The following is a 23,675-nucleotide window of genomic DNA, read 5'->3' on the forward strand; positions in this document are numbered from 1 at the left end:
TGAAAGATAGTCACAGTAAGGGAAGTGAGTATTTTTGGAGATGTCTAATAGGGAAAGTATAGATGAGGTAGTTGGATATACTTGTCCCTTAATTTTTCAGTAGTGTATCACTAAAGTGTGGGATAAGTAATTAAGTCGTTCCCACTCCAAGGAGCGATCGCTTTTCATCCCAAAGTACAGTTGAGTAGGGTGGTAAGTCACACTATTTACAATCACTCTTTAATTTATCAAGATATCATCTAGAATTTGTATCTGGCTCCAGAATGTTGAGCAAGTTTTCTGATTTTTTGGTATGGTATGGTTCAATAAGGACTCATTCTTTATCTGTCAAACTGCTTGAATATGGCATTTATCTAACTCTTGTTTATGATAATTGGCGATCGCTACTTAACTATTTACTTAAGTAAATGCCTTTTCCTCAAAAGATACCAAATGGTTTTTATAAGGCTGGTGATGATGAAAAAGATAACAGGTCGATACTCACACTAGGGATATGTGCAGTTGCTGATTCATCTCGCTCAGACTCTTGAAATATAATTTGGTTTCGCGGTAATACTGACCATGAATATTGCCAATGGTAACAGGCATAAAATCTTCCTAAATTGATCGATCAGGCTCAGAATTTACTTTAGAGAAATATATACCATAACTTACCCACACATATAAAATTATGCACCATTTATAGGGCGCTTAACAGGCGTTAATTTCCTAGAATATTTGGTGGTTATGCGTAAGTCCTGATGCAATTTAATTGAGATTAATAGAGTTGTTGGGAAATAAGGTAAAATAATTTCAGAAAAAATTTGCCATAAAAATGCTAAATATTGAACGAGCCTTAAAACAAGACAGATTACTCAGAGCATTAACACCCATTAAACCGTAAAGCATTTGAATCTTTCTTGGAGTCCTTTGGGCAAATGTATGAGCAAACATTGCACTCGCTCACCTCGTCAACGCTCTGTTGGAGGAGGTCTTTTGGCTCGTTTACGCACTCTACAAGACAAATTGTTTGACATTCTCTTCTACTTTAAATGTTACCCGACTTTTGACTTAGCTGGTATCTTGTTTGATATCGACCGTAGTCAAGCACATTATTGGGTTCATCGCTTACAAACTATGTTAGAAGCAGCCTTGGGAGAAAAAAAGGCGCGATGCATTGCGTCAAATTAACAGTGTCCAAGGATTCATAGAGCGTTTCCCTCGAGTAGAACGAGTGATAATGGATGGCACAGAACGGCCAGTACAAAGACCAACTCACTCTGAAAAACCAAAACTGAATTATTCAGGAAAAAAAAAGCGTCACACTCGCAAACATCTAGTAGCAGTTAATCAAAACAAGAAAGTGCTGGTATTGAGTCAGGCACGAGAAGGAAAGCTGCATGAAGTCGAAGTTCCATGACCAGGAAAAATTGATAGGAAATATACCTCTAGAGATTCCGATAGAAGTAGACAGTGGTTTCCAAGGTCTCCACGCATCAGTATGAAAATATCCGAATCCCCCATAAAAAACCAAAAGGGGGAGAGTTAAGTGAGCAACAAAAACAGATTTTCGGAAATTGAGTCAATCAAGGGTAGTCTGTGAAAACGCCTTGGCGGGCGTCAAGCGTTATGGAGCTATCAGTCAGATTTATCGTAATCACAAGTATGATTTTGATGACAAATTAATGCTAACAGCAACTGGTGAGTGGAACTTATATCTGATGACAGCATAAGTAGTCAAATTACTAGGGAAATATGTCAAGTTTTCGTTTGAGTTTTTTCTCTCCTAAGTTATTTCCCAACAACTCTAATATCAACTTACCAGAGAACCGAAAATCAGTTGTTTGTTTAAGATATTTTTTTTAGTTCTGATTTCGGAATGACAATTTAACGATCGATGACGCGAGAATATTTTTTAGAGGAGTAAAAGACAATATTAATAAAGATAACCATTTCATTACACCACGAGGATAGTTATCATAACCAATATCAACTATTTCCTCTATATTTGTTAACCAACTATTAAGGGTTGATTGTACTTCGTTACCATTAAGTCCCCAAGGCATTTGAGGAACTGTATAGTTTTTAGTTAGTTTCCAACCTTGGGTTGACATAGTTTTGCGTGATACCCAATGAGGAACAATATCAAACATTAAATAACCTTGATTAAATGTATTGGCAATATCTTGAATAATTAACTTAACCTCTTCTAGAGGTAAATACATAAATAAACCTTGGGCAGTTATAAAAACTGGTTTATCTAACGGTACATAATCAAACCACCCACTATCTAATGCTGACATAGAGATATGTAAATGTCTTTGATCAGGTTTAATGAACTGCTCCCTGATTTTTATCGCTTCAGGAACATCGACCGTCAACCATAACCCTTGTTCCTTAGCAATTCGGAAACGGTGTGTTTCTAAGCCTTCTCCTAAATTTACAATTGTGCCATCAGGATATGTACTCAAAAATTTATTAATTTCTCGATCAAAAATAATTGACCTAATAGCAAAGCCAGTATACATTGCCCGCCATAGAGTTCCAAAACTTGCCTCATAATCATAATCAATTGAATTATAAATTTCTATCGCTTTTTCATCTTTAATAATAGCGTCTTCACGCATTGCTTCTACTGCTCTACCGTATAAAGTTGCCAACATCGTCTCTGGTACACCTGTTAACATAGATTTAATTTGTGATAGTGCCATTTCTATTTATTACTTGCCTATTTTTGTGTTTATTAAATCAGGACTTACGCAAAGACACTATATATAGCGCATGACAACTTCGACGAACTTCACTATAGTCATGTGCGTTAGCGGAGCTTTGCGTTAGCAATCGCCTAACTATTTTGACTCAAAAAACCTTGAGTTTTTCAAGTCAAATAACTTTCATTTTAATTGAAGGATTTTTCAATTGATCCGTTAGATATTTTGATAATAATTCATGCTTAACTTGATAAATACTTTTACCTATTTTAGTAGCAAATCTTTTTAAGAAGTTCCACGCTAACATTGCACAAACAATATGATTTTTCTGAATTATTCGCAGACGACACTGACAAAATCCTCAACCTGTTAATTGCTTAATTTCTCTATTAAATTCTTCGATTTTCCATCGAGTTTGAGATTCAAACTCTACATCATAAGAGTGATGATTGAGTCAAGTCATTAGTGACAATATATTCTGCTGAAGTTGGCAGATACACCTAATCCAAAATATTTTCACCTTTTGGCAGAGTGGAAACCCTTTAATTTTAATTATTTTTCCTGACTTTTTTTCAGCTTCATTCCAATTTAAATCTTGAACTTTTTTGTATTTTTCTGCACCTCGTGTATCATCAAAGCGCGCGATTACTTTTTAAAGGACAGTAGTAAATTTTTCCTAAGTTATCTATTAATCCCATTAATCTTTGTGTTGCATACCCAAATCCATTAATACTGTTTTAAATGGTATTTTCTTATTATTTATGGCATTAAGTATCATTTCTTCAACACTCTTCTATTTTTGTTTTCTTGTCAGTATCTGGGTCATAAATTCTATAATCTATAATCCATAATTGTTCATTTTGGGGATTAAAATATACACAATTAACTATTCCAAGACCCACGAACTTCGCAGCTGATAGAACGCAAACAACTTGATGAACCTATACCACTATATTGTCGTCGTGTAAGTTCAATATTATATCCATACTTTTTATTAATTACTGTGTCATCAAAAATTAAATAAGCTTCGGTATCACCAAACAAATTCTTCTTGAACATTTCGCCATAAATCTTCTGAATTTAAAGACTCTGCTCTTAAATAGCGATTTATTGTATCATGGCTAATATTTTCACTCTGGATTTGCGGCGTAGCGTTATAGTAAAATTTGTGTGAGATTTAAGTAAATATTGACAGTAGTCAACAAAATTAAAATTCATATTTTTGAACTAATATAATCCTGTCATTATCATCTAATAATTAAAGCTTTTTAGCAAGTTAACTTAACCTAATTGTAACTTTGTTTAAAGATACATTAAAAGTAATATCTATCTGAAAAAAAACTAATTATAGTATGGAGAATTTCATATCGACAGTACGCTATATATAGCGTACTTGCGTAAGTCCTGTAAATGATAAATCTCGCAAAAGTTATAATTTTAGCAGAAATATGATTATTCATCCATTGACTTTCATTTTTCTTAAACCTTATTTATTGGATTAACAAAACAAACCTAGTCTGCAATATAGAATAGAACTCTTATAGGATAAGATCGAAAAATTGAAGGGAAGATGGGAATATGGGGAAGTTAGGAAATATTTTTTAATTTTTTTCCCCTGTTGCCTATCCACCACGGACGAATCCTAAGAGAGATTTTCAGATACATCATATTGTAGCACTCTATTGTAGTTTACTAATAGACCTCTCCAAAATAAAAATCAAGGTAAAATTATAGTGGCAAATTATATATACCCTGTTTCCAAATAAATAATGTATTAGAATATATTTGTAACCATCCAAAAGAAACAAAAATAATTATTAGTATTACAGATGAACACCTAATAAAATTAATAGAAAACGCTTAAAAAATTGAAAAAAAGACAGGCGATAGTCAGCCAATAAAAAAGGTTAATCAAGACAGGAGGAGGAAGAAAAAAGTCTTTAAGCAAGACAGAAGAGATAATGTTGAGCTTATATTATTTGCATCATGTACCAAAATTTCAGCGACTAGAAGCAATATTTGGAGTTAGCTCATCAACAGCAAATAATATTTTTCAGGCTTTGGATAAATATTTTGAGGGAATTATTACCATCTAGTTTACTAGAGGAATTATCGGGAAAAGAAAAGGAATATTTATGGATAAAAGATGCTTTGACAGAAATAGAATTGAGAGTTGATAGTACAGAGAAAGATAGGGAAAAGCAAAAAAAATGGTGATAAACAGAAAAGGTATTATTCAGGAAACCCAAAAAGTAATAGGTTTAAAAATCAAATAGTAATCACAGAAAAGGCAGAAAAAATAGTAGATATAATAGTAGGAAAAAGAGGTCTATAAAGTAATATAAATTTATTCAATAAAATACAAAAAAGTTGGATAAAAAACAAATATTTTAAGGAAAAAAGGGGTATCAAGGTGGTCAAAAAATCAACAAGCCAAACAAAAAAAGAAGCTATAAAATGTCAGAAAAAGTAAAGAAATAGAATCAAATAAAGCTCAAAAAATAATAGTTTTATAACAGACAATAAGACTGATAAAATATTTATAGTGACACGAGAAAGATTAAGATTTAAAGAGAGTAATTATGAAAAATTAATTTTAAAAATATGTAGTTTATTAAGATTAATAAGAGGAGCATTAATATTATTATATAGCAGTCGAAGCAAAGATTAGGACATAATGCTCGAAAAATTATCTAGGAAAGATTATGCCTTCTCCTTATAGCTATGACTTAAGACAAAAAGTTATTAAGGCCATTGATGGTGGGATGAGTAAAACTCAAGTAAGTTCTATATTTAAGATTAGTCGTAATACCATCAATATTTGGTTACATAGAAGAAGAGAAACTGGGGATATAATAGCATTAACAGGTTATCAAAAAGGATATAATCCCAAAATACCAGACTTAGAACAATTCAGAAAATTTGCCCAGATTAATGGCAGTAAAACTCAAAAAGAAATGGCTGATGAATGGCCAGATAAGGTAAGCGATCGCACTATAAGTAAAGCCTTAAAAAAAATTGGTTATACAAGAAAAAAAAACTTACAGTTACAGAGAAAGAGATGAAGACAAAAGAAAGAAATTTCTGGCCAAAATTCGCGATAAAAGGCCGGAGCAGCTAGTGTATATAGATGAATCAGGTATGGATAATAGAGAAGATTATGGTTATGGATGGAATGAATTGGGAAAAAGATATTACGATTTAAAGTCAGGAAAAAGAAGTCTAAGGGTAAGTATTATAAGTGGTTTGTGTGAAGGAAAATTAGTTGCTCCATTAACATTTGAAGGCTCTTGTAACCGTGTAGTTTTTGAAAAATGGTTGGGAGAAAAATTGTTGCCACAATTAAAAACAGGACAATTAGTAATATTAGACAATGCAAGTTTTCATAAATCCCAAAAAGTTAGAGAATTAATAGAATCAGTGCCAAAGTGAACTTGAATATTTACCACCATATTCTCCTGACTTAAATGAAATAGAACATTATTGGTTTCCAATTAAAAATCAAGTCAGAAAGTCAGAAGGAACAATAGAAAATTTTCGCATTGAGAGTTGATTATGCTGTTAAGTTAACGTCCTAACCTTTGCTTCGATTGCTATAAATCATAAATTTTACTCTCAAAAAAACAATAAAAAACTAGATAAAATAGTAAATAACTAACAGTAACTATCTGTCATACTATAAAGCCCGTAAAAAATGACTATCTGGTGGAGCTGGCGATCGCTCCACAAAAGATAGTTACAGTAAGGGAAGGGCTTTGTTGCATGAAAGTAGTAATCGCCAAAAACTTCCATCAGGAAGTTAACTAGATTTTCACTTTGTGACTTTTGGGTTTACCTGTTTGAATCATACGGTTCAGCATGGCACATTGTATGAACAACTCTACTGCTTGATTTTCGAATTTTCGTCGTCGTAACTGACCTCCAAAGCTCACTTTGAGTCTAAACATTGTGGTTTCTGATAGAGAACGCCGATGGTAACCACTTTCATGCTTCCATTTTTGGCGTCCTACCTTTCTGATTCTTCTGAGGTTTTCATCTCTGGGATGAGGTGGGCATTTGCAGTTGCCGTGTTGACCTATTACTGCATTTTTCCTGGGTGGAATTGTTACTTTTGCTCCTAGTTGGTTAGCTTTCTCGTAACATCTATACTTGTGCTCTGCTCCATCTCCTGATACTTGGGCTATTTCCCCATCTACTCCATTTCTCAAGTTCAGAAAATGCTTGTGAATCACTGACATCATTGGTAGTCACTACTCCACTGACAATCTCTCCTGTAGCCTCATTTACTCCTAGGTGTAATTTACCCCATGTACGCCGTTTACTGACACCATGAACTTTTGTTTTCCATTCACCTTCTCCGTAAACTTTCACCCCTGTAGAGTCTACTACTGTACGGAATAGTTTCATTAGTTGGTATAACTGGCAGTTGGATATTCAGTTTGAGCAAGGGACGGGATACAGTGCTATGGTCTGGTACTGGTAAATCTAAGTCCATCAATTGAAATATAGATTCGACAAAACCTTCAGTCTGTCGTCCGGCCAGACCAAACAATGATTGTATAGTGACCATAAATTCAATGGCCGTATTGCTATAGGTATTTGATGCCCCCCTACGTCCAGTTTTTTGTTGATTTACCCACTGCTCTATGACTTCATCATTCAACCAAAATGTGAGGCTCCCTCTCTGTCTTAGGGACGCATCAGACCTACGACCAGTTGCTGAAGAGGTACTTAGACTTGGACTTGGACTTACTCATCTCTACCCTTACTATAGGTTTCTTGTGCCACACGCTTATTGTTACCATATTTTCTATCTTTATACAACAAAGCCTAAGGGAAGTGATAATTTTTGGAGATGTCTAATAATAAGAACCACTGCATAGCTAGGGCGTGTCATCAATTACAGAGATTGACATGCAGGGGTATTATATGCTGTAGATCGATGGCGATCGCTATGCTAATAAAATTACTGAGGCTACCAAATAAATCCCTCCCAGGAAGTTAACCGAACGTTTATCGTATCTAGTAGCGATCGCTCGATACTGTTTGAGTTTGGCAAAGAAATTTTCGCTCAGATGACGTGCTTTGTACAAGCCTCTGATCATAATTACGCTGTTCTTTTCGGTTTTTTTTCGGAGGAATCACTACTTCTATGCCTCTGTGGGTTAAGGGCCCAATTACCCGCTCTTGAGCATCATAAGCTTTATCCCCTAATAGCGCTTCTGCTTCCACCATCGGTAATAAAACATCTGCCCCCTCCAAGTCAGAGGCTTGAGCTGGAGTTAAAAAAAACTAGTGGGATTACCCAGAGCATCTACTACCCCCTGTATCTTGGTACTCAATCCTCCCTTGCTACGACCAATATCTAATGAATCAGATAAACTAGAGGAAAACAATCTGGCATCTAACTCCCTGGGATGGAAATAACATAGAGGGTTCCATACTAGCTTTTCTAGAGGTATTCCTAAGATTTACTACACCTCAATTAACAAAGGTTAGAGCAGTTTATGCTTTCCATATTCTTAAGGGAACAATATGTCAAACAATGATTTCAGCAGTTACGAATGATCCCAATCTCGCTTAATGCCCTTACGTTTATTGAGAAACCTATCAATTGCCATTGCTGCAATACAGCCATCCGAAGCTGCAACCACTGCCTGCTGAAAAGGTGTATTCCGAATATCCCCAATGGCCCAAACTCCTTCTACATTGGTTGCCATCATCTCATCTACTTTAACCCCACCATTATCGATCAAAATAATATCAGGACTAATGTAGTCTGTGATCGGTCTCGATCCACTTTGGTATACAAACACCCCATCTACCTGTAGGGAAGCAACTTCCGGTTCTCCTCTAGTTTTCATCAAAATATTTGTTACCCCCGACTCATTACCTTGGATCGAAGTCAGGCGGGTAAAATTCCAATGCTTCACATTTGGTTGACTCAGCAATACCTGAACATGGGCATCTTCATGCTGTGGTTCTTTATTTGTCAGCCAATGAACAGTAGACACAAATTTCGTTAGGAACTGAGCCTCTTCAACTGCTTCTTGATTAACTCCATAAACGGCGACCTCTTTTTGGCGAAAAAATGCTCCGTCACAAGTGGCACAGTAGCTTACCCCCCGACCTAGAAATTCTGATTCGCCTCGAAGAGAAGATTTGCGACCCATTGCCCCTGTAGCTAAGACCAGAGATCGCCCCAAAAACGTTCCTTCTGGAGTATAAACTTTTTTTAATGACCCTTCTACATCAATACCAAATACTTGTGCTCGCTGATATTTAGTTCCGAAAGAGATAGCTTGCTCTCGCATCTCATCTAGCAACGCATTCCCGCTAATATTACCTGCTACTCCCGGATAGTTAGCAATTTTATGGGTAATCGCCAATGCCCCCACTGCTGGGTTTTTGTCCAGAATTACTGTTTTTAAATCTGCACGAGATGTATATAGTGCACAGCTACAGCCGGCTGGGCCACCTCCAATAATAACTACATCAAATTCATAAGTTTCCAAAATTTATAGTCCTCAAAAATAATACTTTATAAGATTAAAATACATCTATTATGATATGCTCAGCACATGAGAGGAAGTATTGTAGTGATAGTATACTATCAACAATCACTTCTGCAAATCCATAAGTCTAAAGTGCTACAGGCAAATACATTGAATTGAGATAGAAATATTAGTTGAGTAGGTATCTAAACTATTAATTCTATCCCAGTTGCGGTATGATTTTTTATGTTTTGTTAATTTATAACTATTAGTTAACAAAAAAGTTATGAAAAATCAATGTTAGGTTAGGTAAAACTATAGTGAAACTAAACAAATATTTGTGGGTTTTGTTTAGTCGACCTTGGAAAAGCTGTGGGAAAGGGGTATTTCTTAAATTTAATCTTTGCATACCTAAAAATTGTAAATCTATCAAACTTCAGAAAAGTTAGGAGAGAAAAATTAGCTATCATTGTAAAAGAACTAAAGACTATTTGCCTCTAAAAAAACGAAATGATCAGTATTTGCAGCTTCAAAATTTTTTTTTACTTTCCTCTAGATTTTAAGAATTTATAATATATCACAAAATGGAAATAAAATGCTAAAAAATAGTGAAATTTCCTTGATTAATTGAGATTTTTTTGGATTTTTTTATCATCAAATTCTGACAAAATTAAAAATATTCAAACAAAAAGACTAAAACATATAAGTAAAAGTTAAAAGCTAAAGGAATTTTGAGACTTAGAAGTTTTTGTAGGGATCCCCTTGTGGGGAATGAAATATATTAGTCAAGAGCGATCGCTTGTCTCTGGGCTGCACTGAATTGTGAGACTCAATAAAGGCAAGTCAAATACCTGACAAACCCTTGACGTCAATATTACTGACCGTCATTTCTGCTTGCCACATGTTGTACTGGATTTGCAGGTTTTGCTAACTTTCGTCAGATATACCAGCTTGATAAACTCGTCACCTCGTAAGCTAATTGATCGTTCTAGAGTCAAACAGGCGCAATTATTCCACCCCAAGATGGAAATAAACTATATGCAGATTTGTTTGCTAGGTTGTCTTGCAGTAGCTGGATTAAAATTAAACTGGGTATCTACAAATTCCACACAATTATAAGTATTAATCCACAGATGAGCACCACATTTTGCTGGTTCGTAAGGTCGATAGACGATTAGACAAGGACCTGGAATATATAAATCATAACCATAGTCGTTGCGTTTACCATCCTTAACAGAAACAACTGGTTCTAGTTTTTCTGGAGGCTTACGCTTATTACTTTTAATCTTGCTTTGATTAACATGAATCATTTTAGGTTCAGTGGGTTCTTGCTTGTGCCAAATACCTTTCGGACCGCGCCGAGCCGGAATTATTACAGGCATTCCACTCGAATTAGCTGGTATTTCCCATATTCTACCTTTTTTATCAGCACCTTTGACTCTTCCTTGAGCTAATAAAACTAATAAACGTTGACGAGAGATACCTAATAAAAAAGATGCTTCTCTAGTACCCATGATTTTTTTTTCAACTATTGGACAATAGTTATTTTATAATAAAAAGGTAACTTTGAGAGAGTTACGTAACGGGACTTTAGTTAAAAATATGTTTTATGTTTAAAATAGCATTAAAACCTTACACAGCAATTATTTAACCTTAAATCAACCTGTTTCTTGATATATTTGGGTCTAAGCTATTTTTAGCCTCAACAACGTATAACATTATCTATGTTTGGTTTGAAGCCATTTTCACTTCTCTACTATCAAAGTACTGCTAAAAATAATAGTAAATGAAATTGTTGATTTTGTGGTAGTGGCGTACAAGTAGTAATACTGAGAATATTAACTCAACTAGATACCTTAGAGTATTAAGGGTAAAACCTAAGCATTTGGGGTAAAGCGATCGCTTATCTGCTATAATTTTCTTTAATCTTATTTACCACAAAACTATCATTCTGTCAAACTGCTGAACTGAAAGACACTGGCATGAGCGATCGCTATTCTATCTGCTGCATAGAATGGTGAGATTGGATGAAGGTAAATCAAATGGCGGACAATCTCTCTGAGAAATTTTTAGCTACTTGGTTGTAGCCATGCTTGGACAATTGCTTTCCCAACTTTGAGATACTTGTTTTCCAGAAAAAATTCGTCAATTGCAGTTCCACCTCCCGCCCTTAAAGCAGCAATGGTTCGTTGCTTGGTGACTTGGATAAACTGTAACATCAACATAAGCTACTTGTTCAAGCTCAGTTGCAGAAGGGTTAGTTTTCTCAAGCTGCCTTAGAAGTTTTTGGATCTCCTCAGCAGCCTCTGCAAGAATTTGGCGATCAGAGGTATTAATATTGATAATACCTTCATTTTTTCCAGTTGCTCCAATAACTTGACTGTTAAAGTTCATTTCAACTTCAACATTTTTGGATTCTGTCATGGTACTTACCTCTAAATTAATTGGGCGATTTGCATACTGACGATGAGTAGTAAGTTCTCTACTAGGAAGTAAACCAACAATAGTAAGAATTATATTAATAATCTCTTCCCTAGAGCCTACTACAGCATCTAAATCTAACTTTGCTATTGAGTTTGATAGAATTCTCAACTCTTGATCATTTAATCCGCATAGTATTTCTTCAAAATTTTCTGGATAATTTGAATCAGAAAATATTGGAGGAACAGAATTTGGTCGTGAGCTATTCTGAGGGCTTTCCTTGATTTTCAAGATCTCACTTACAAGCCGTGCTTTAGGGGTCACTGTGTAAGACTTCTGTTGGACATTTTGTAACAATTTGACCCCATTTTCAGAATTGGGTATGGTTTTTGCTAATTTTTGTTCTAATTCTCTAGCTCTTGTGTTTGATGTATTTAGATGATTTTCTCGTAATTTTAATTCAAAAATTTGTGGCAGCGGTTGGTCAATATTCACTTGTTGAATTCTGGGATTTTTCTTGTATGGATAAAAAAACTTGTTAGTAGTCTCTCTATACTCATTCAATAGCTTTAGAAAGTTTTCAATATCTTTTGGTTCAACTAAACGCAAAGATTTTTCCAGACTAGAGCTAGAGTTAGCCAAATTGATTAGTTCATTTTCAATTTCATTGCGTAGATTATACATATTGTCAAGGCAGGTTGAGTATGTGTCTATTTCTTCAGTAGATACATCCAATGGTTGTTTTCTTAGCTTGATTAGTTCAGCTAATGCCTCATCTCTATATTGCAATACTATTCTTTCAGTTTCTGATACTAATTTTTCTTTTTTCTTTTTTTGCTCAACCGTCATATTTTCTCTGATCATTTGGCTAATAGGATGCTCATATCCAATTGAGGCCATAACTGTATCAAAACTAATACTATCTCGGCTCTTAAAGGGAAAAAGAATAGAGATTTTTAGATTAGTTCCATCTATCCATTTAGGAACTTGAGTATGTAACTGTGTAAAAAATTCAGTTAATTGCAAAGAGTATTCAGAGAAATCTATATCAGATTCATCACATAATAGTTTAGCTTTCTCTAAAAATATTTCTTGCCTATCTGAAAATGGTAGTTCAAAAATAGATGCAATAAAATTATTATAATTATTATATTTATATTTGAGAATTTCATGAGACTGAGTATGCAATTCAGATTGTTTTTTATGGGCTTTCTTAAACTTATTAAATGATGGAATACATTTCTTGGTATTTCCCCACCACTGAAATAATTGATTTTCTAATGAGATGAATTTTGAGTTGCTTTTTTGCTTTATACGTTTTGCTGCTTTTTCTAAGATTTTTGATGCTTTTGAAGTAAGAAGTTGGCTTGCTGCAAGAAGACATTCATCATAAATATTGGTGGAGATGGAAATTGTCTTGAGTTTGTTAATAGCAACCTTAAGGTTTTCTTGTTCAAGTTGATGCTTTTCTCGTTTTTTGGATATACTTTCCAAGCGAACGCGACAATCAGACACAATCCTGTTGCATCTCCAAGAAGAAGTACTAAGATTATCAATCAAAGATTTATAGTCTGTTGTCTGCTGTCCTAATTTGCGAAGCTTTTCAATAATTTGGGCGACCAATATCAGTTCATCCCATAATCTCTCGCTTTTATTAATCCAATCCTTAATGTCTGTGAGTGATCGATCAATGGAACTTATAAAGGAAATAATATCTTGCTCAACTTGATTCCATTTGTTCAGTGATACCTGGTTTTCTTGATAGAAGTCGTCAATCCAATATCTCATTTGATAGAAAGCCTCATCGGCTGATAAATTTCCCACAGGAAAAACATCAATCGTTAATTCACCTATATCAGTGAAAAAAACAAAACATGGTACATGACGACCAATTCCTAAGCGTGCAGCAAAACGCATGGATTCACCAATTCCAGGCATTGCAGTATTATTTTTTACATTAAAAGATAACTCACGAGTTCTTTCAGGCGCGTCTATGGGAAACATTAAATCGGGGGTTAGATCGCGCCAACGGTCATCATACATTCGTCGAAAGCGATTCCGCCTTGTCCTCCACTCACGACTTCTCATCTCCTCAATAAGTTGGTATATGCCTGCTTCGAGCTGTGTATCAGGATTATCTTTATGTTGGCAAACTAAACGATAAAGGGCGTCTGCGATCTGTAGGGCCAAACCTCTGAGAAATTCTTGACAAAAAGAAATCTACTTCGTTGTAGTTTCGCCAGTGTAGTGCTTCCCAAAAATCATTCAGTATTTCTCCTATACTATATCTGTCTGATCTAGAGAATCTCTCAATTACTTGGTTAAGAAGGCCATTGTTACGTAGTCTTTTAGCCGAAAAGGAATTAGAGTTCATCCTAGACGCAATATCCTCGAAATATGCTTCAGGAAGCTCTGAGAAGAAAATTATGCGTATGCGATCAGCAGTGCGGTGACAGAGATCTATAAAGTAATGGCTAATCAAGTCCTGGCATACAGGTGAGTCATCATTCACAAAAATAATACTTAAACAAAATCCATCAGTAAGCGATCGGCTATAATTGTCTAACCGAAATAGGTAACGATATATATCTTCTGCTGAAGGTGCTCTATATCCCATCGAAGTAATCCTTACTCAAATTATATTTAGAGGGCAACTCGATTAATTACTTGATTGTGAATAGAAGAGGACTGAAAGTACTATCCAACCCTAGCTATTCTCAACAAGGTTTAAATTTTTCGAGAGGCCCTAGAGTATGGGTCCAAGTACTACAGATGACCTGGAAAACAAATTAATTGTGTCAGTCCATTATAAGAGCTATCGGACTCTAGCTTTGAGCCACATTAACGTTTAATCAATTCTTTCTAATCCAACTCAAACTCCTCCTTCCAAGACTCATCCTTTTCCCAAGGAATTTGATCCGTTTTAGCCATCAAAAAATTCTCCACCACCAAATAATCCATCTCAGTCCGCATAAAACACCGATAAGCATCCTCCGGAGTACAAACAATTGGTTCACCCCGCACATTAAAAGAAGTATTCACAATTACCCCACATCCCGTGAGCTTTTCAAAATGACTAATCAAATCATGATAACGAGGATTAGTTTCCTGATGAATAGTTTGAATTCTCGCCGAATAATCAACATGAGTAATAGCCGGAATTTCCGAGCGTGGCACATTCAACTTCTCAATACCAAACAACTGCCTTTGGTCCTCAGTCATAGGAATTAACAAACCCTCCTGCACCGGAGCTACCAACAACATATAAGGACTAGAATGTTCAATATCAAAATAATCCGAAACTCGTTCCGCCAAAACCGAAGGAGCAAAAGGTCGAAAAGACTCCCGATACTTAATCTTCAAATTCATCACCGACTGCATCTTAGTATTTCGAGGGTCTCCAATAATAGACCGCCCACCCAAAGCGCGAGGTCCGAACTCCATCCGACCTTGAAACCATCCCACCACATTGCCATTATCCAAAATTTTTGCCAACCGAGGCATTAACTCTGTATCTGGCAAATATTCATATTTTGCCTGAATAGCATCAAGATATTCCCGAATCTCCTCATCTTCAAACTTAGGTCCGAGATAAGCACCCTGCATCATGTCATTAGGAGCACTACAAACAAGACGTTTTGCCACAGAAACAGCAGAATTTCTAGACTCCACAGAAGCAGAAACATTGTATTCCTTAGAAATATTCCTAGGAACCTTCCTACTATCAAGCTTTTCTATTACCCGCGGTTGGTCATGGTATTCGTACCAAACAGCCAAAGCAGCACCTAAGGCACCACCAGCATCTCCCGCTGCAGGTTGAATCCAAATATCCTTAAAAATACCTTCCCGTAGAACTTTACCATTCGCTACACAATTAAGAGCAACTCCCCCTGCCAAACAAAGATAGTCAGTATCAAGTTCTTTTTGCACCGTTCGACTCAGACGTAATACCACCTCCTCAGTTACTCTCTGAATAGAAGCAGCAATATCCATTTCTCGTTGACTAATTTTAGTTTCAGCTTTTCGAGGAGACCCGCCAAACAATTTATCAAACTTCTCATTAGTCATAGTCAACCCGGTTGTGTAATTGAAATATTCCATATTCAACCGGAAAGTACCATCAGCTTTTAAATCTATAAGGTTATTTAAAATTAAGTCTACATAATTAGGTTCTCCATAAGGAGCTAAACCCATAAGTTTGTATTCCCCAGAATTGACTTTGAAGCCTGTGTAATAAGTAAAAGCTGAGTAGAGTAAACCTAAAGAGTGAGGAAAATCAATTTCCCACTGGGGAGTAAGTTTATTTCCTTCTCCCAACCAAACTGAAGTAGTCGCCCACTCACCCACTCCATCCAGACACATTACCGCAGCACGGTCAAAGGGACTGGGGAAAAAAGCTGAAGCTGCATGAGCTTGATGATGTTCGGTAAACATCAGTTTGGGGATATGGGATGCTTTACACTGACCCAATGTAGCTAATTCTTTTTTTAAAAGGGTTTTTAAATATAATTTTTCTTTTAACCAGATCGGCATTGCCATGAGAAAAGACCGAAAGCCTTTAGGAGCATAGCTGAGGTAAGTTTCCAGAAGTCGCTCGAATTTAACTAAAGGTTTGTCGTAAAAAACTATTTGGTCTAAGTCCAGTAATTCTATGTTGGCTTCTTTCAGACAATAGGAAATAGCATTTTGGGGAAATCTGGGATCATGTTTTTTACGAGAAAATCTTTCTTCTTGGGCGGCGGCGATAATTTTTCCGTCACATACGAGAGCTGCTGCACTATCGTGGTAATAAGCTGAAATTCCTAGGATGTTCATAGTCTATAAGTTTTCTCCTCTCATGGCTTTAATCTAGTTTTGGCCAATATTTAGTTAAATATCCTCAGATTATAGTTCATCACAGCATAGTCATCTAGACTACGGTGAAAAATTTTGACGAGTAATAGTTAACCAAAAACCTTAATAAACATTTTTAAGGTTACTTATATATATTTATAGACCTTTAAAAGGGTTTTCTCTAAAATTCGTCTAATCTTTTGACAAAATTTGAAATTTAATTTATAATATAGTAATTTAGTTTTTAAAAAAATTAAATTCTCAAAAGCTTACTCTTAATAGTTTTGAGGATTTTAATTCTAAAAAGTACTATAAACCTCGACGAATAATTATTTTAGCTTTTTTTTGCTTAATTCCCAACAAGTCTAAATATATAGATATAGTGACCTATTTTAACAAAAGCTAGTAAAGGCAGGAACTTTGCCTACATAAGTAAGCTAGGTATTTATGGCTAAAATTTAATCTTTTAAAGGTATTTATTAATCCGTTATTATGCACCATTTTAGTTGACTTAGTCTAGTAGTGGACTGTTTCAGCTAAAATAGTGCAATATAACCCAGCAGGAGGATAATAATGGGAAAAGTTGGTGAGATAAAATCTATCTGACGGTAAAACAGAAAGATAATTAGCGAAAAAATCACTTCTTTAATTAAATAACTAGACAAAGCTAGACCTAATGAGAGTATTTTTGGTAGCACTTTAATATTTACTTTCTGTTAAACATTTGTTACTGACCTGTAAGCGGTTTTCACTTTTCTAACATACAAAACTTCTGTCCTCTGCATGAGTGCATAAGTGCCTTGAAGCCAAAACCTCTGTATTGTTGAAAAATGAAAACTGCTATAATATTAACAGTTAGTATTAAATAACCACAAAATTAACCAACTTTCTCGGAACTACAATCACTTTCTTAATTTCCTTACCAGCCAAATGACGCTGTGCTATGTCTGACTCCCGTGCCAACTTTTCCAAAGTTTCCTTATCTGCTTGCGCTGGCACCTGAATAGTTCCCCTAGTCTTACCCTTAATCTGAATTACTAAAGTAATTTCATCTACCACCAAAGCTTCCGGGTCAAATTTTGGCCAAGCATGAGTATGTACTGAACCAAAATTACCAGCAATTTGCCATAATTCCTCAGTTATATGTGGTGCAAACGGTGCCAACAACAATAGCAAAGTTTCCAAAGCTTCAGCATAAATAGGAGAATCTTTGCAACTAGCGTCACCGAGAGCATTACTCAATTTCATCATCTCAGAAACAGCAGTATTAAATTGATAATCTCCATCTAAATCTTCCGTTACTTCCTTGATAGCATTATGCACCGCACGTCGCACATCTTTCTCTGCTTTAGTTAACTCCCCACCAAACCTACTTTTGATCCAAGTCAAAACTTTCTGCAAATCATCCTTAGTCTCTTGTTGAGTTTCAGAATAATTGAACTTAGCTTCTATTGCTACCAACACATCCTCAACAGGATAAACTTTCACCACATTTCTAAGTTTAAACGCAGAAATATTTTTAGTGATTTCAGTGATCAAATACCGAGACCAACCCAAATCTTTCAAGTCGGCTTGAGTAATACCATGGTGTTTTGCCTTCAACTCACTAAAACTATGATTTGCCAAAAATTCCATCACCATTGACCACACTCTGTTCAGGAAACGAAACTGCCCTTGTACATCAGCATCATCCCACTCTAAATCTTTTTCCGGTGGTGCTTTAAACAAAATAAACATCCGCGCCGTATCCGCACCATATGTTGCCATCACATCCATTGGATCCACACCATTATATTTAGATTTAGACATCTTCTCAAAGAAGACTTCCAATTTATCCCCAGTTTTTGGGTCTTTTGGTTCTTGCGGGTTAACATCGGCAAATGGAATATATTTACCAGTCACCGGGTTTTTGTAAGTAACACCTTGCACCATTCCTTGAGTCAACAAATTTTGGAAAGGTTCGTCAAAATCACACAAACCCCGATCGCGCAAAACCTTAGTAAAAAATCGCGAATACAACAAATGTAAAATCGCGTGTTCAATACCTCCCACATATTGATCTACAGGCAACCAGTCATTAACAATTTTCGAGTCAAACACCTGTTCTTCATTTGTCGCATCTGGATAACGCAAGTAATACCAGGACGAATCAATAAAAGTATCCATAGTATCAGTTTCTCGTTTTGCTGGAGTACCACAACTAGGGCAAGAAACATTTACCCAATCTTCCAATTTTGCCAAGGGTGACGGACCACGACCAGAAAATTCAACACTTTCGGGCAACTTTACAGGCAAATCTTCATCTGGCACAGGTACAGCACCACATTTTGGACAGTGAATAATAGGTATTGGTGCGCCCCAGTAACGTTGTCTAGAAATCAACCAATCTCGCAAACGATATTGTACGCGACCTTTGCCATAACCTTCATCTTCAGCAAGTTCAATAATTGCTTTTTTAGCAACAGTAGATTTTTCTCCATTAAACGGACCGGAATTAACCATAACCCCAACATCAGTATAAGCTTCTGTTAGTTTATGATCATCATTGGAGTCATCAGGCACAATTACAGTTTTAATGGGTAAATTATATTGTTTGGCAAACTGGAAGTCGCGGACATCATGAGCAGGTACTCCCATAACAGCCCCTGTACCATATTCATAGAGTACATAGTCAGCGATCCAGATGGGAACTTCCTGATTATTGAATGGGTTGATAGCTTTACCTCCAGTAGGAACACCACGCTTGGGTTTATCTTCGGCGGTACGTTCTAATTCACTTTCAGCAGCTACTTCTTTAATGAAAGTTTCCACAGTAATTTGTTGTTCTGGGGTTGTGACTTTTGCTGTCAAAGGGTGTTCGGGAGCTAAAACAACATAACTAACCCCATAGACAGTATCGGGTCTAGTCGTGAAGACTCCGATTTTTTGATCCATCCCCACTATGGGAAATTCCAGATAAGCTCCAACAGATTTTCCGATCCAGTTTGCCTGCATGAGTTTAACTCGTTCCGGCCAACCAGGCAATTTATCCAAATCATTGAGGAGTTGTTCAGCATAATCAGTAATTTTGAAGAACCATTGACGTAACATTTTACGTTCGACTTTGGCTCCAGAACGCCAGGAACGGCCTTCTCCATCTACTTGTTCATTGGCCAGTACAGTTTGGTCGATAGGGTCCCAGTTAACTGCAGATTCTTTTTGATAGGCCAGACCAGCTTGGAAAAATTGCAGGAATATCCATTGAGTCCAACGGTAGTATTCGGGGGTGCAAGTAGCGACTTCTTTATCCCAGTCGATGGAAAAACCCAAACGTCTTAGTTGTTCTTTCATTTGGGCAATATTTTCCAGAGTCCATTTGGCGGGTGGGATACCCCGGTCAATAGCTGCGTTTTCTGCGGGGAGTCCAAAAGCGTCCCAACCCATGGGGTGCAGGACACGATAACCTTGCATCCGTTTGAGTCGGGCAATGACGTCGGTAATAGTATAGTTACGAACATGACCCATGTGTAAGTTCCCGGATGGGTAGGGGAACATGGATAGAGCATAGAATTTAGGCTGGTTATTGTTTATAGGAGTTTGATCTTGGTTTTGTTCAGCCCAGTTTTTTTGCCACTTTTGTTCAATGGATACAGGGTTATATTTGGAGTCCACTGTTTTTTTCTCCGTAATTATCTTCAGTAGTGTTGTTTTATTAATTATTTTGACATATTCTTCGACTATGAGGATTTATGATTATACTGCAATACAAATGTAATATATAACTTGGAAAAATCTTATTAATTCTGTTAGTTTTGATCAAAATTGTTGGGGGCTTCAGCAGTTGGGAAAAATTGTAGTGAGTTTCTGATATATTTTGCCTCTAGAATTTATGATATAGTTGCTCTAAAAATTATCTGATAACTTGTTGAAAAATAAAAAAATTATTTTTAGGTGACATAGCTGAACTGTAATTTTATCAATGTATATATAAGACTATTCCTGGTTTATAGTTATGGGTGTCAACTTTAATTTTAGATATTTACAACAAGTGCATTTGGGGTTATAAAAAAGTTGATAAAAAGTCGAATATCAAGAATTTTTAGTACGGTTAAAATTAAAATAGTTAATAGTATGGAGATGGGAGTAATTTCAGTTATCAGTTGTTATTAGCTCTGACTAAATTCTCTGGTTTAAAATACTCAATTTAATATTTTTTTATCCCTTTAAAAGGGTAGGCTTTATATCTCATTTTTTGGTAAAATAATCCTCGAATTGTAGCAAAAATTTATTCAAATACTATGATTTCAAGTTCACGAGATCTATTTTTTGTCAGCAGGAGGACTGAAACGAATTTCTATACGCCTTCTCTGAGGATCTGGATAGCGCTGTACTCCCGCATATTCTCCTGAAGGTAGATAAAGTTGTGCTGCTGAATAAGCTCGGAATTTTAATTCTAGTTGCTTTAAACGAGGGTTTTTTTCAAGTTCTTTTACTACTGCTAAAGCTCGCATTAAACCTAAATCTGCATTAGAACTTGGGGTGAGATTACTAATATTTATATTGTTATTAACACGAGCAACTTCTTCTAAAAGATTATCTAAATTACTTACTTGAAAACGATTATTTTTTTGGCCATCAGTATGACCAATTACTTGTACGATATAACCTTCTTTCCCTTGAGCATAATTTTCGATTTGCTTCACTAAATTGTTCTCAATAAAATTAACTAACCCATCAGACAATTCGGCACTACCTGATGGAAATTTACGATTAGATACTTCTGTAATTTCAATTGGTGGTTGGGATGTTAAGCTAGAAATTTCTTCATTTTTTCTCTTGATAGTCTTTTCTTGTTGCTTTATCTTTTCAGATTTTTCCTGTATTTCTTTGTCTTTTTCTTTGACTTTATCCTGCAATTTTTTATTCTCTATTTTTACTAATTTAAGTTCAGTATTGACTCTGGAAATATCTGAATTTACAACTCCTGATTTAAGTAATGCTAGGAACAAAAATAAGCTCAAAATCATAAAAGCGCTCGACATCACATCTGTAAAAGATTGCCAGACATTGAGAGCTTGATTTAACCTTGAATATCGTAAACGGCGACTCATAATTTTTACTTCTTTATTGATCTGAAAAAATCAAAAAGTTTTGGTAATTAAATAGTGGTTTAAAACCTATGGGTATTTACCAAAATTATAACCATATTATAGTTTCATAGAGTGAGCAAATCTTTACCCACTCTAAACTTAGTATTAGATTGACTCTGATATTTAATAGTATTAAGTAATGAGGACTTATTAACTTCCAGAATTCTTCCATAGGAGCATTTCAGTGGGATACTAAAGCGCCAATATTTGTGGTTCATATTTTATCCCAATTTCTAAATAGACTTTCTCCTGGAATTTGCTTCTAATTGAGAGTCTTTAAATTCAGTAGTATTACTTGAAGATTGGAATTGCAATTGTAAGTTTGATTCTAACTTTTCAAACTTGTTTTTTATCTGACTCAGATAATCTACAGATTCTTCAATTTTTCCTCTAAGTGTCCTAATTTCTTGACTATTGTTACCTACCTGTTCAACTAAAGTATTAGTCAAGCGATCGCCTAAATTATCTAAACTTGTAATAGATACCTGAAATTTTTCCAATACCTTCTGAATTTCCTGGTTATTAATATCTACTTTTTGGGCTACGTTATCAATTAGCTTGTTACCAAAATTTTGAATTTCTGTATTGACTTCTTGGGAATTTGCTTTCAATGTTTTTACAATATTAGCTAGCTCTGATTGTATATTTACCAGACTTTCTTCTCTAACCTTAATCTCATTCTGTAGGCTTTGAATTATTTGGGAAGCCGACTTAAAATTATTTGCTCCTTCGTTAAGTTTAGGAATAATATTTTGAAGAGATTTTTGATTGATTTTATGTAATTCAAATACCTCACGATAGTTTTGATTAAAGTTGATAATTTCTGCTGTTAAACTTCCTAGAGTCTGACTGTTTTTATTCGATGATTCTTTAATATCGTTTACTGTTTCTTGTAAAGCAGAAGTTGAGCTAGAAAAATTTTGTTGCATGGTAGCTAAATTTTGAGTAGCTTCTGATAATTTTTTAGGAAATTGACTTTGTTGAAATGTTTTAGATGCCTCCTTAAATTCTTTTACTGTAGGTTTCATCTCATCAGCAATAATATTTTGAAAGTTATTAACAACTGATTCAAATCTACCTGCTGCATTAGATATTGTCCCAGAAGATTCAGTAAATCTTGTATAAACTTGTTTAGCGATATCAGCCGCTTCTTTGTTACCTTCGGAAATTTCTCTTGCTATTTTTCCCAAGGATGATTCCACTGCATTTGTTACATTTTGATGAAATCTATTTAAGAAGTAATTTTGCTGTTCTACCATGCGGTTAACAGCCTTATCAAGTCTAGTATTACCTTCTATTTTTGGTTGTAAAATATTATCGAGGTAATCTTCTAAATAGCTGATTAAATCTTCTCTTGCCAAATTAGTATTCCATTTAAGGTTAATTACTGTTAATAAGGAACTACAAGCTACAGCAATTAAGCTAGTAATAAAAGCAATTCCCATACCTTGGATAGGGTCTTGTAATTGCTCGACTAAGTTATTTATATCAGTTGCTTTAACTTGATTAATTGTTTGAATTAAGCTTGATAAGTTAATGACTATTCCAAGAAAAGTGCCTAATATTCCAAAGGATATTAATAGGTTAGGTAATGCTTGAGAAAAGTAATCCCATTGATGGCATCGTAATGGAAATCCTAAAAAATCAAATTTTTCTTGGCTATAAATTCCATCTACTAATGCTGCTGTATTAACTTCTTCTAAATTTTTACTTGCTATGGAAAATCTTGCCTCTAAATATTCAATTATTTTAGGTTTTCGTCCTGGACTTATCTCGCGAATTAGTCTTCTAACTTTATCATTTAAATATATTAAATAATTGTAGAGTCGGATACGCACTATGGCAGTAAATATAGTGGGAAAGATTACCAATACTATACTCAAGATAAGCAATGGAAATGGAATTAGCTGGAATAATTCAACCATAATTAAAACTCCTTTAGATTAAATCCATAAATCTTTTTTTTATTTGCCACTAAAAATTATAATTTTGTGGTAAATCACATCAAATATAGCATTTCTTAGTTTAGTGAAGTACAGTTATATTTTATCTTTTTTCTTAGTATTTGCCTGTTGATTGTTTTCTGTTGACTAAAATCAATAATTTTT

14 protein-coding genes and 4 pseudogenes are annotated in these 23,675 nt (G+C 35.1%); 6 read left to right on the top strand and 12 right to left on the bottom strand.

Features of this window, described 5'->3' with window-relative positions:
- Nucleotides 1-263 precede the first annotated feature (263 nt).
- The 4 genes from TERY_RS34785 (at nucleotide 264) to TERY_RS34795 (ending at nucleotide 1,712) form a co-directional block, all read left to right on the top strand.
- Nucleotides 264-407: a hypothetical protein gene (locus TERY_RS34785; protein WP_196797244.1), complete on the top strand. Its 144-nt coding sequence runs from the start codon at nucleotides 264-266 to the stop codon at nucleotides 405-407.
- A 514-nt stretch (nucleotides 408-921) separates the two neighbouring features.
- Complete coding sequence (locus tag TERY_RS36530; protein WP_011610837.1) at nucleotides 922-1,170, top strand: transposase family protein; 249 nt, start codon at nucleotides 922-924, stop codon at nucleotides 1,168-1,170.
- Nucleotides 1,157-1,399: a transposase family protein gene (locus TERY_RS36535; protein ID WP_052845808.1), complete on the top strand. Its 243-nt coding sequence runs from the start codon at nucleotides 1,157-1,159 to the stop codon at nucleotides 1,397-1,399. The genes TERY_RS36530 and TERY_RS36535 overlap by 14 nt, the downstream gene beginning before the upstream one ends.
- 157 nt (nucleotides 1,400-1,556) lie before the next feature.
- Complete coding sequence (locus tag TERY_RS34795) at nucleotides 1,557-1,712, top strand: hypothetical protein (protein WP_196797245.1); 156 nt, start codon at nucleotides 1,557-1,559, stop codon at nucleotides 1,710-1,712.
- 129 nt (nucleotides 1,713-1,841) lie between these two features.
- Here the strand turns inward: TERY_RS34795 and TERY_RS07880 are convergent, their stop codons facing one another.
- Nucleotides 1,842-2,690, bottom strand: a complete 849-nt coding sequence (locus TERY_RS07880; RefSeq protein ID WP_011611335.1) for a class I SAM-dependent methyltransferase — start codon at nucleotides 2,688-2,690, stop codon at nucleotides 1,842-1,844.
- A gap of 172 nt (nucleotides 2,691-2,862) precedes the next feature.
- Nucleotides 2,863-3,908: pseudogene (locus TERY_RS30275) on the bottom strand (transposase).
- An 801-nt stretch (nucleotides 3,909-4,709) separates the two neighbouring features.
- On the opposite strand from TERY_RS30275, the gene TERY_RS36540 reads away from it, so the two are divergent.
- A complete protein-coding gene (locus tag TERY_RS36540; protein WP_044136577.1) occupies nucleotides 4,710-4,907 on the top strand; it encodes a hypothetical protein in 198 nt (65 codons plus the stop codon).
- Nucleotides 4,908-5,395: 488 nt separating this feature from the next.
- A pseudogene (locus TERY_RS30285) lies at nucleotides 5,396-6,243 on the top strand (IS630 family transposase).
- A gap of 250 nt (nucleotides 6,244-6,493) precedes the next feature.
- Here TERY_RS30285 and TERY_RS26220 read toward each other — a convergent pair.
- From TERY_RS26220 to TERY_RS07955, 10 genes and pseudogenes are all read right to left on the bottom strand, one after another.
- Nucleotides 6,494-7,447: pseudogene (locus tag TERY_RS26220) on the bottom strand (IS5 family transposase).
- Between the two features lie 265 nt (nucleotides 7,448-7,712).
- Nucleotides 7,713-7,964: pseudogene (locus tag TERY_RS36545) on the bottom strand (hypothetical protein); the annotation flags it as partial.
- Between the two features lie 284 nt (nucleotides 7,965-8,248).
- Nucleotides 8,249-9,205: an FAD-dependent oxidoreductase gene (locus TERY_RS07925; RefSeq protein ID WP_011611339.1), complete on the bottom strand. Its 957-nt coding sequence runs from the start codon at nucleotides 9,203-9,205 to the stop codon at nucleotides 8,249-8,251.
- 1,013 nt (nucleotides 9,206-10,218) lie between these two features.
- Nucleotides 10,219-10,698: a hypothetical protein gene (locus TERY_RS07930; RefSeq protein ID WP_011611340.1), complete on the bottom strand. Its 480-nt coding sequence runs from the start codon at nucleotides 10,696-10,698 to the stop codon at nucleotides 10,219-10,221.
- 631 nt (nucleotides 10,699-11,329) lie between these two features.
- A complete protein-coding gene (locus TERY_RS34810; protein WP_196797246.1) occupies nucleotides 11,330-13,543 on the bottom strand; it encodes a hypothetical protein in 2,214 nt (737 codons plus the stop codon).
- A 202-nt stretch (nucleotides 13,544-13,745) separates the two neighbouring features.
- Entirely contained in the window at nucleotides 13,746-14,222 is a 477-nt protein-coding gene (locus TERY_RS32710; RefSeq protein WP_011611342.1) for a hypothetical protein, read from the bottom strand.
- Between the two features lie 245 nt (nucleotides 14,223-14,467).
- A complete protein-coding gene (locus tag TERY_RS07940; RefSeq protein WP_011611343.1) occupies nucleotides 14,468-16,420 on the bottom strand; it encodes a carbamoyltransferase N-terminal domain-containing protein in 1,953 nt (650 codons plus the stop codon).
- 879 nt (nucleotides 16,421-17,299) lie between these two features.
- Nucleotides 17,300-20,089 (bottom strand): leucine--tRNA ligase, encoded by a 2,790-nt coding sequence (gene leuS / locus TERY_RS07945; protein WP_011611344.1) that lies wholly within the window; start codon nucleotides 20,087-20,089, stop codon nucleotides 17,300-17,302.
- Nucleotides 20,090-20,736: 647 nt separating this feature from the next.
- Nucleotides 20,737-21,528, bottom strand: a complete 792-nt coding sequence (locus TERY_RS07950; protein WP_011611345.1) for a hypothetical protein — start codon at nucleotides 21,526-21,528, stop codon at nucleotides 20,737-20,739.
- Between the two features lie 272 nt (nucleotides 21,529-21,800).
- The gene (locus tag TERY_RS07955; protein WP_011611346.1) at nucleotides 21,801-23,492 is read right to left on the bottom strand and encodes a hypothetical protein; all 1,692 of its coding nucleotides are present in this window, start codon (nucleotides 23,490-23,492) and stop codon (nucleotides 21,801-21,803) included.
- Nucleotides 23,493-23,675: the final 183 nt, after the last annotated feature.

The organism is Trichodesmium erythraeum IMS101, assembly GCF_000014265.1.
Classification (GTDB): Bacteria; Cyanobacteriota; Cyanobacteriia; order Cyanobacteriales; family Microcoleaceae; genus Trichodesmium; species Trichodesmium erythraeum.

Bases quoted from the DNA above. Each gene is read 5' to 3' on its own strand.
- TERY_RS34785 (WP_196797244.1), top strand. From the start codon at position 264: ATGTTGAGCAAGTTTTCTGATTTTTTGGTATGGTATGGTTCAATAAGG.
- TERY_RS36530 (WP_011610837.1), top strand. From the start codon at position 922: ATGAGCAAACATTGCACTCGCTCACCTCGTCAACGCTCTGTTGGAGGA.
- TERY_RS07880 (WP_011611335.1), bottom strand. From the start codon at position 2,690: ATGGCACTATCACAAATTAAATCTATGTTAACAGGTGTACCAGAGACG.
- TERY_RS07930 (WP_011611340.1), bottom strand. From the start codon at position 10,698: ATGGGTACTAGAGAAGCATCTTTTTTATTAGGTATCTCTCGTCAACGT.
- TERY_RS34810 (WP_196797246.1), bottom strand. From the start codon at position 13,543: ATGCCTGGAATTGGTGAATCCATGCGTTTTGCTGCACGCTTAGGAATT.
- TERY_RS32710 (WP_011611342.1), bottom strand. From the start codon at position 14,222: ATGGGATATAGAGCACCTTCAGCAGAAGATATATATCGTTACCTATTT.
- TERY_RS07940 (WP_011611343.1), bottom strand. From the start codon at position 16,420: ATGAACATCCTAGGAATTTCAGCTTATTACCACGATAGTGCAGCAGCT.
- TERY_RS07950 (WP_011611345.1), bottom strand. From the start codon at position 21,528: ATGAGTCGCCGTTTACGATATTCAAGGTTAAATCAAGCTCTCAATGTC.
- TERY_RS07955 (WP_011611346.1), bottom strand. From the start codon at position 23,492: ATGGTTGAATTATTCCAGCTAATTCCATTTCCATTGCTTATCTTGAGT.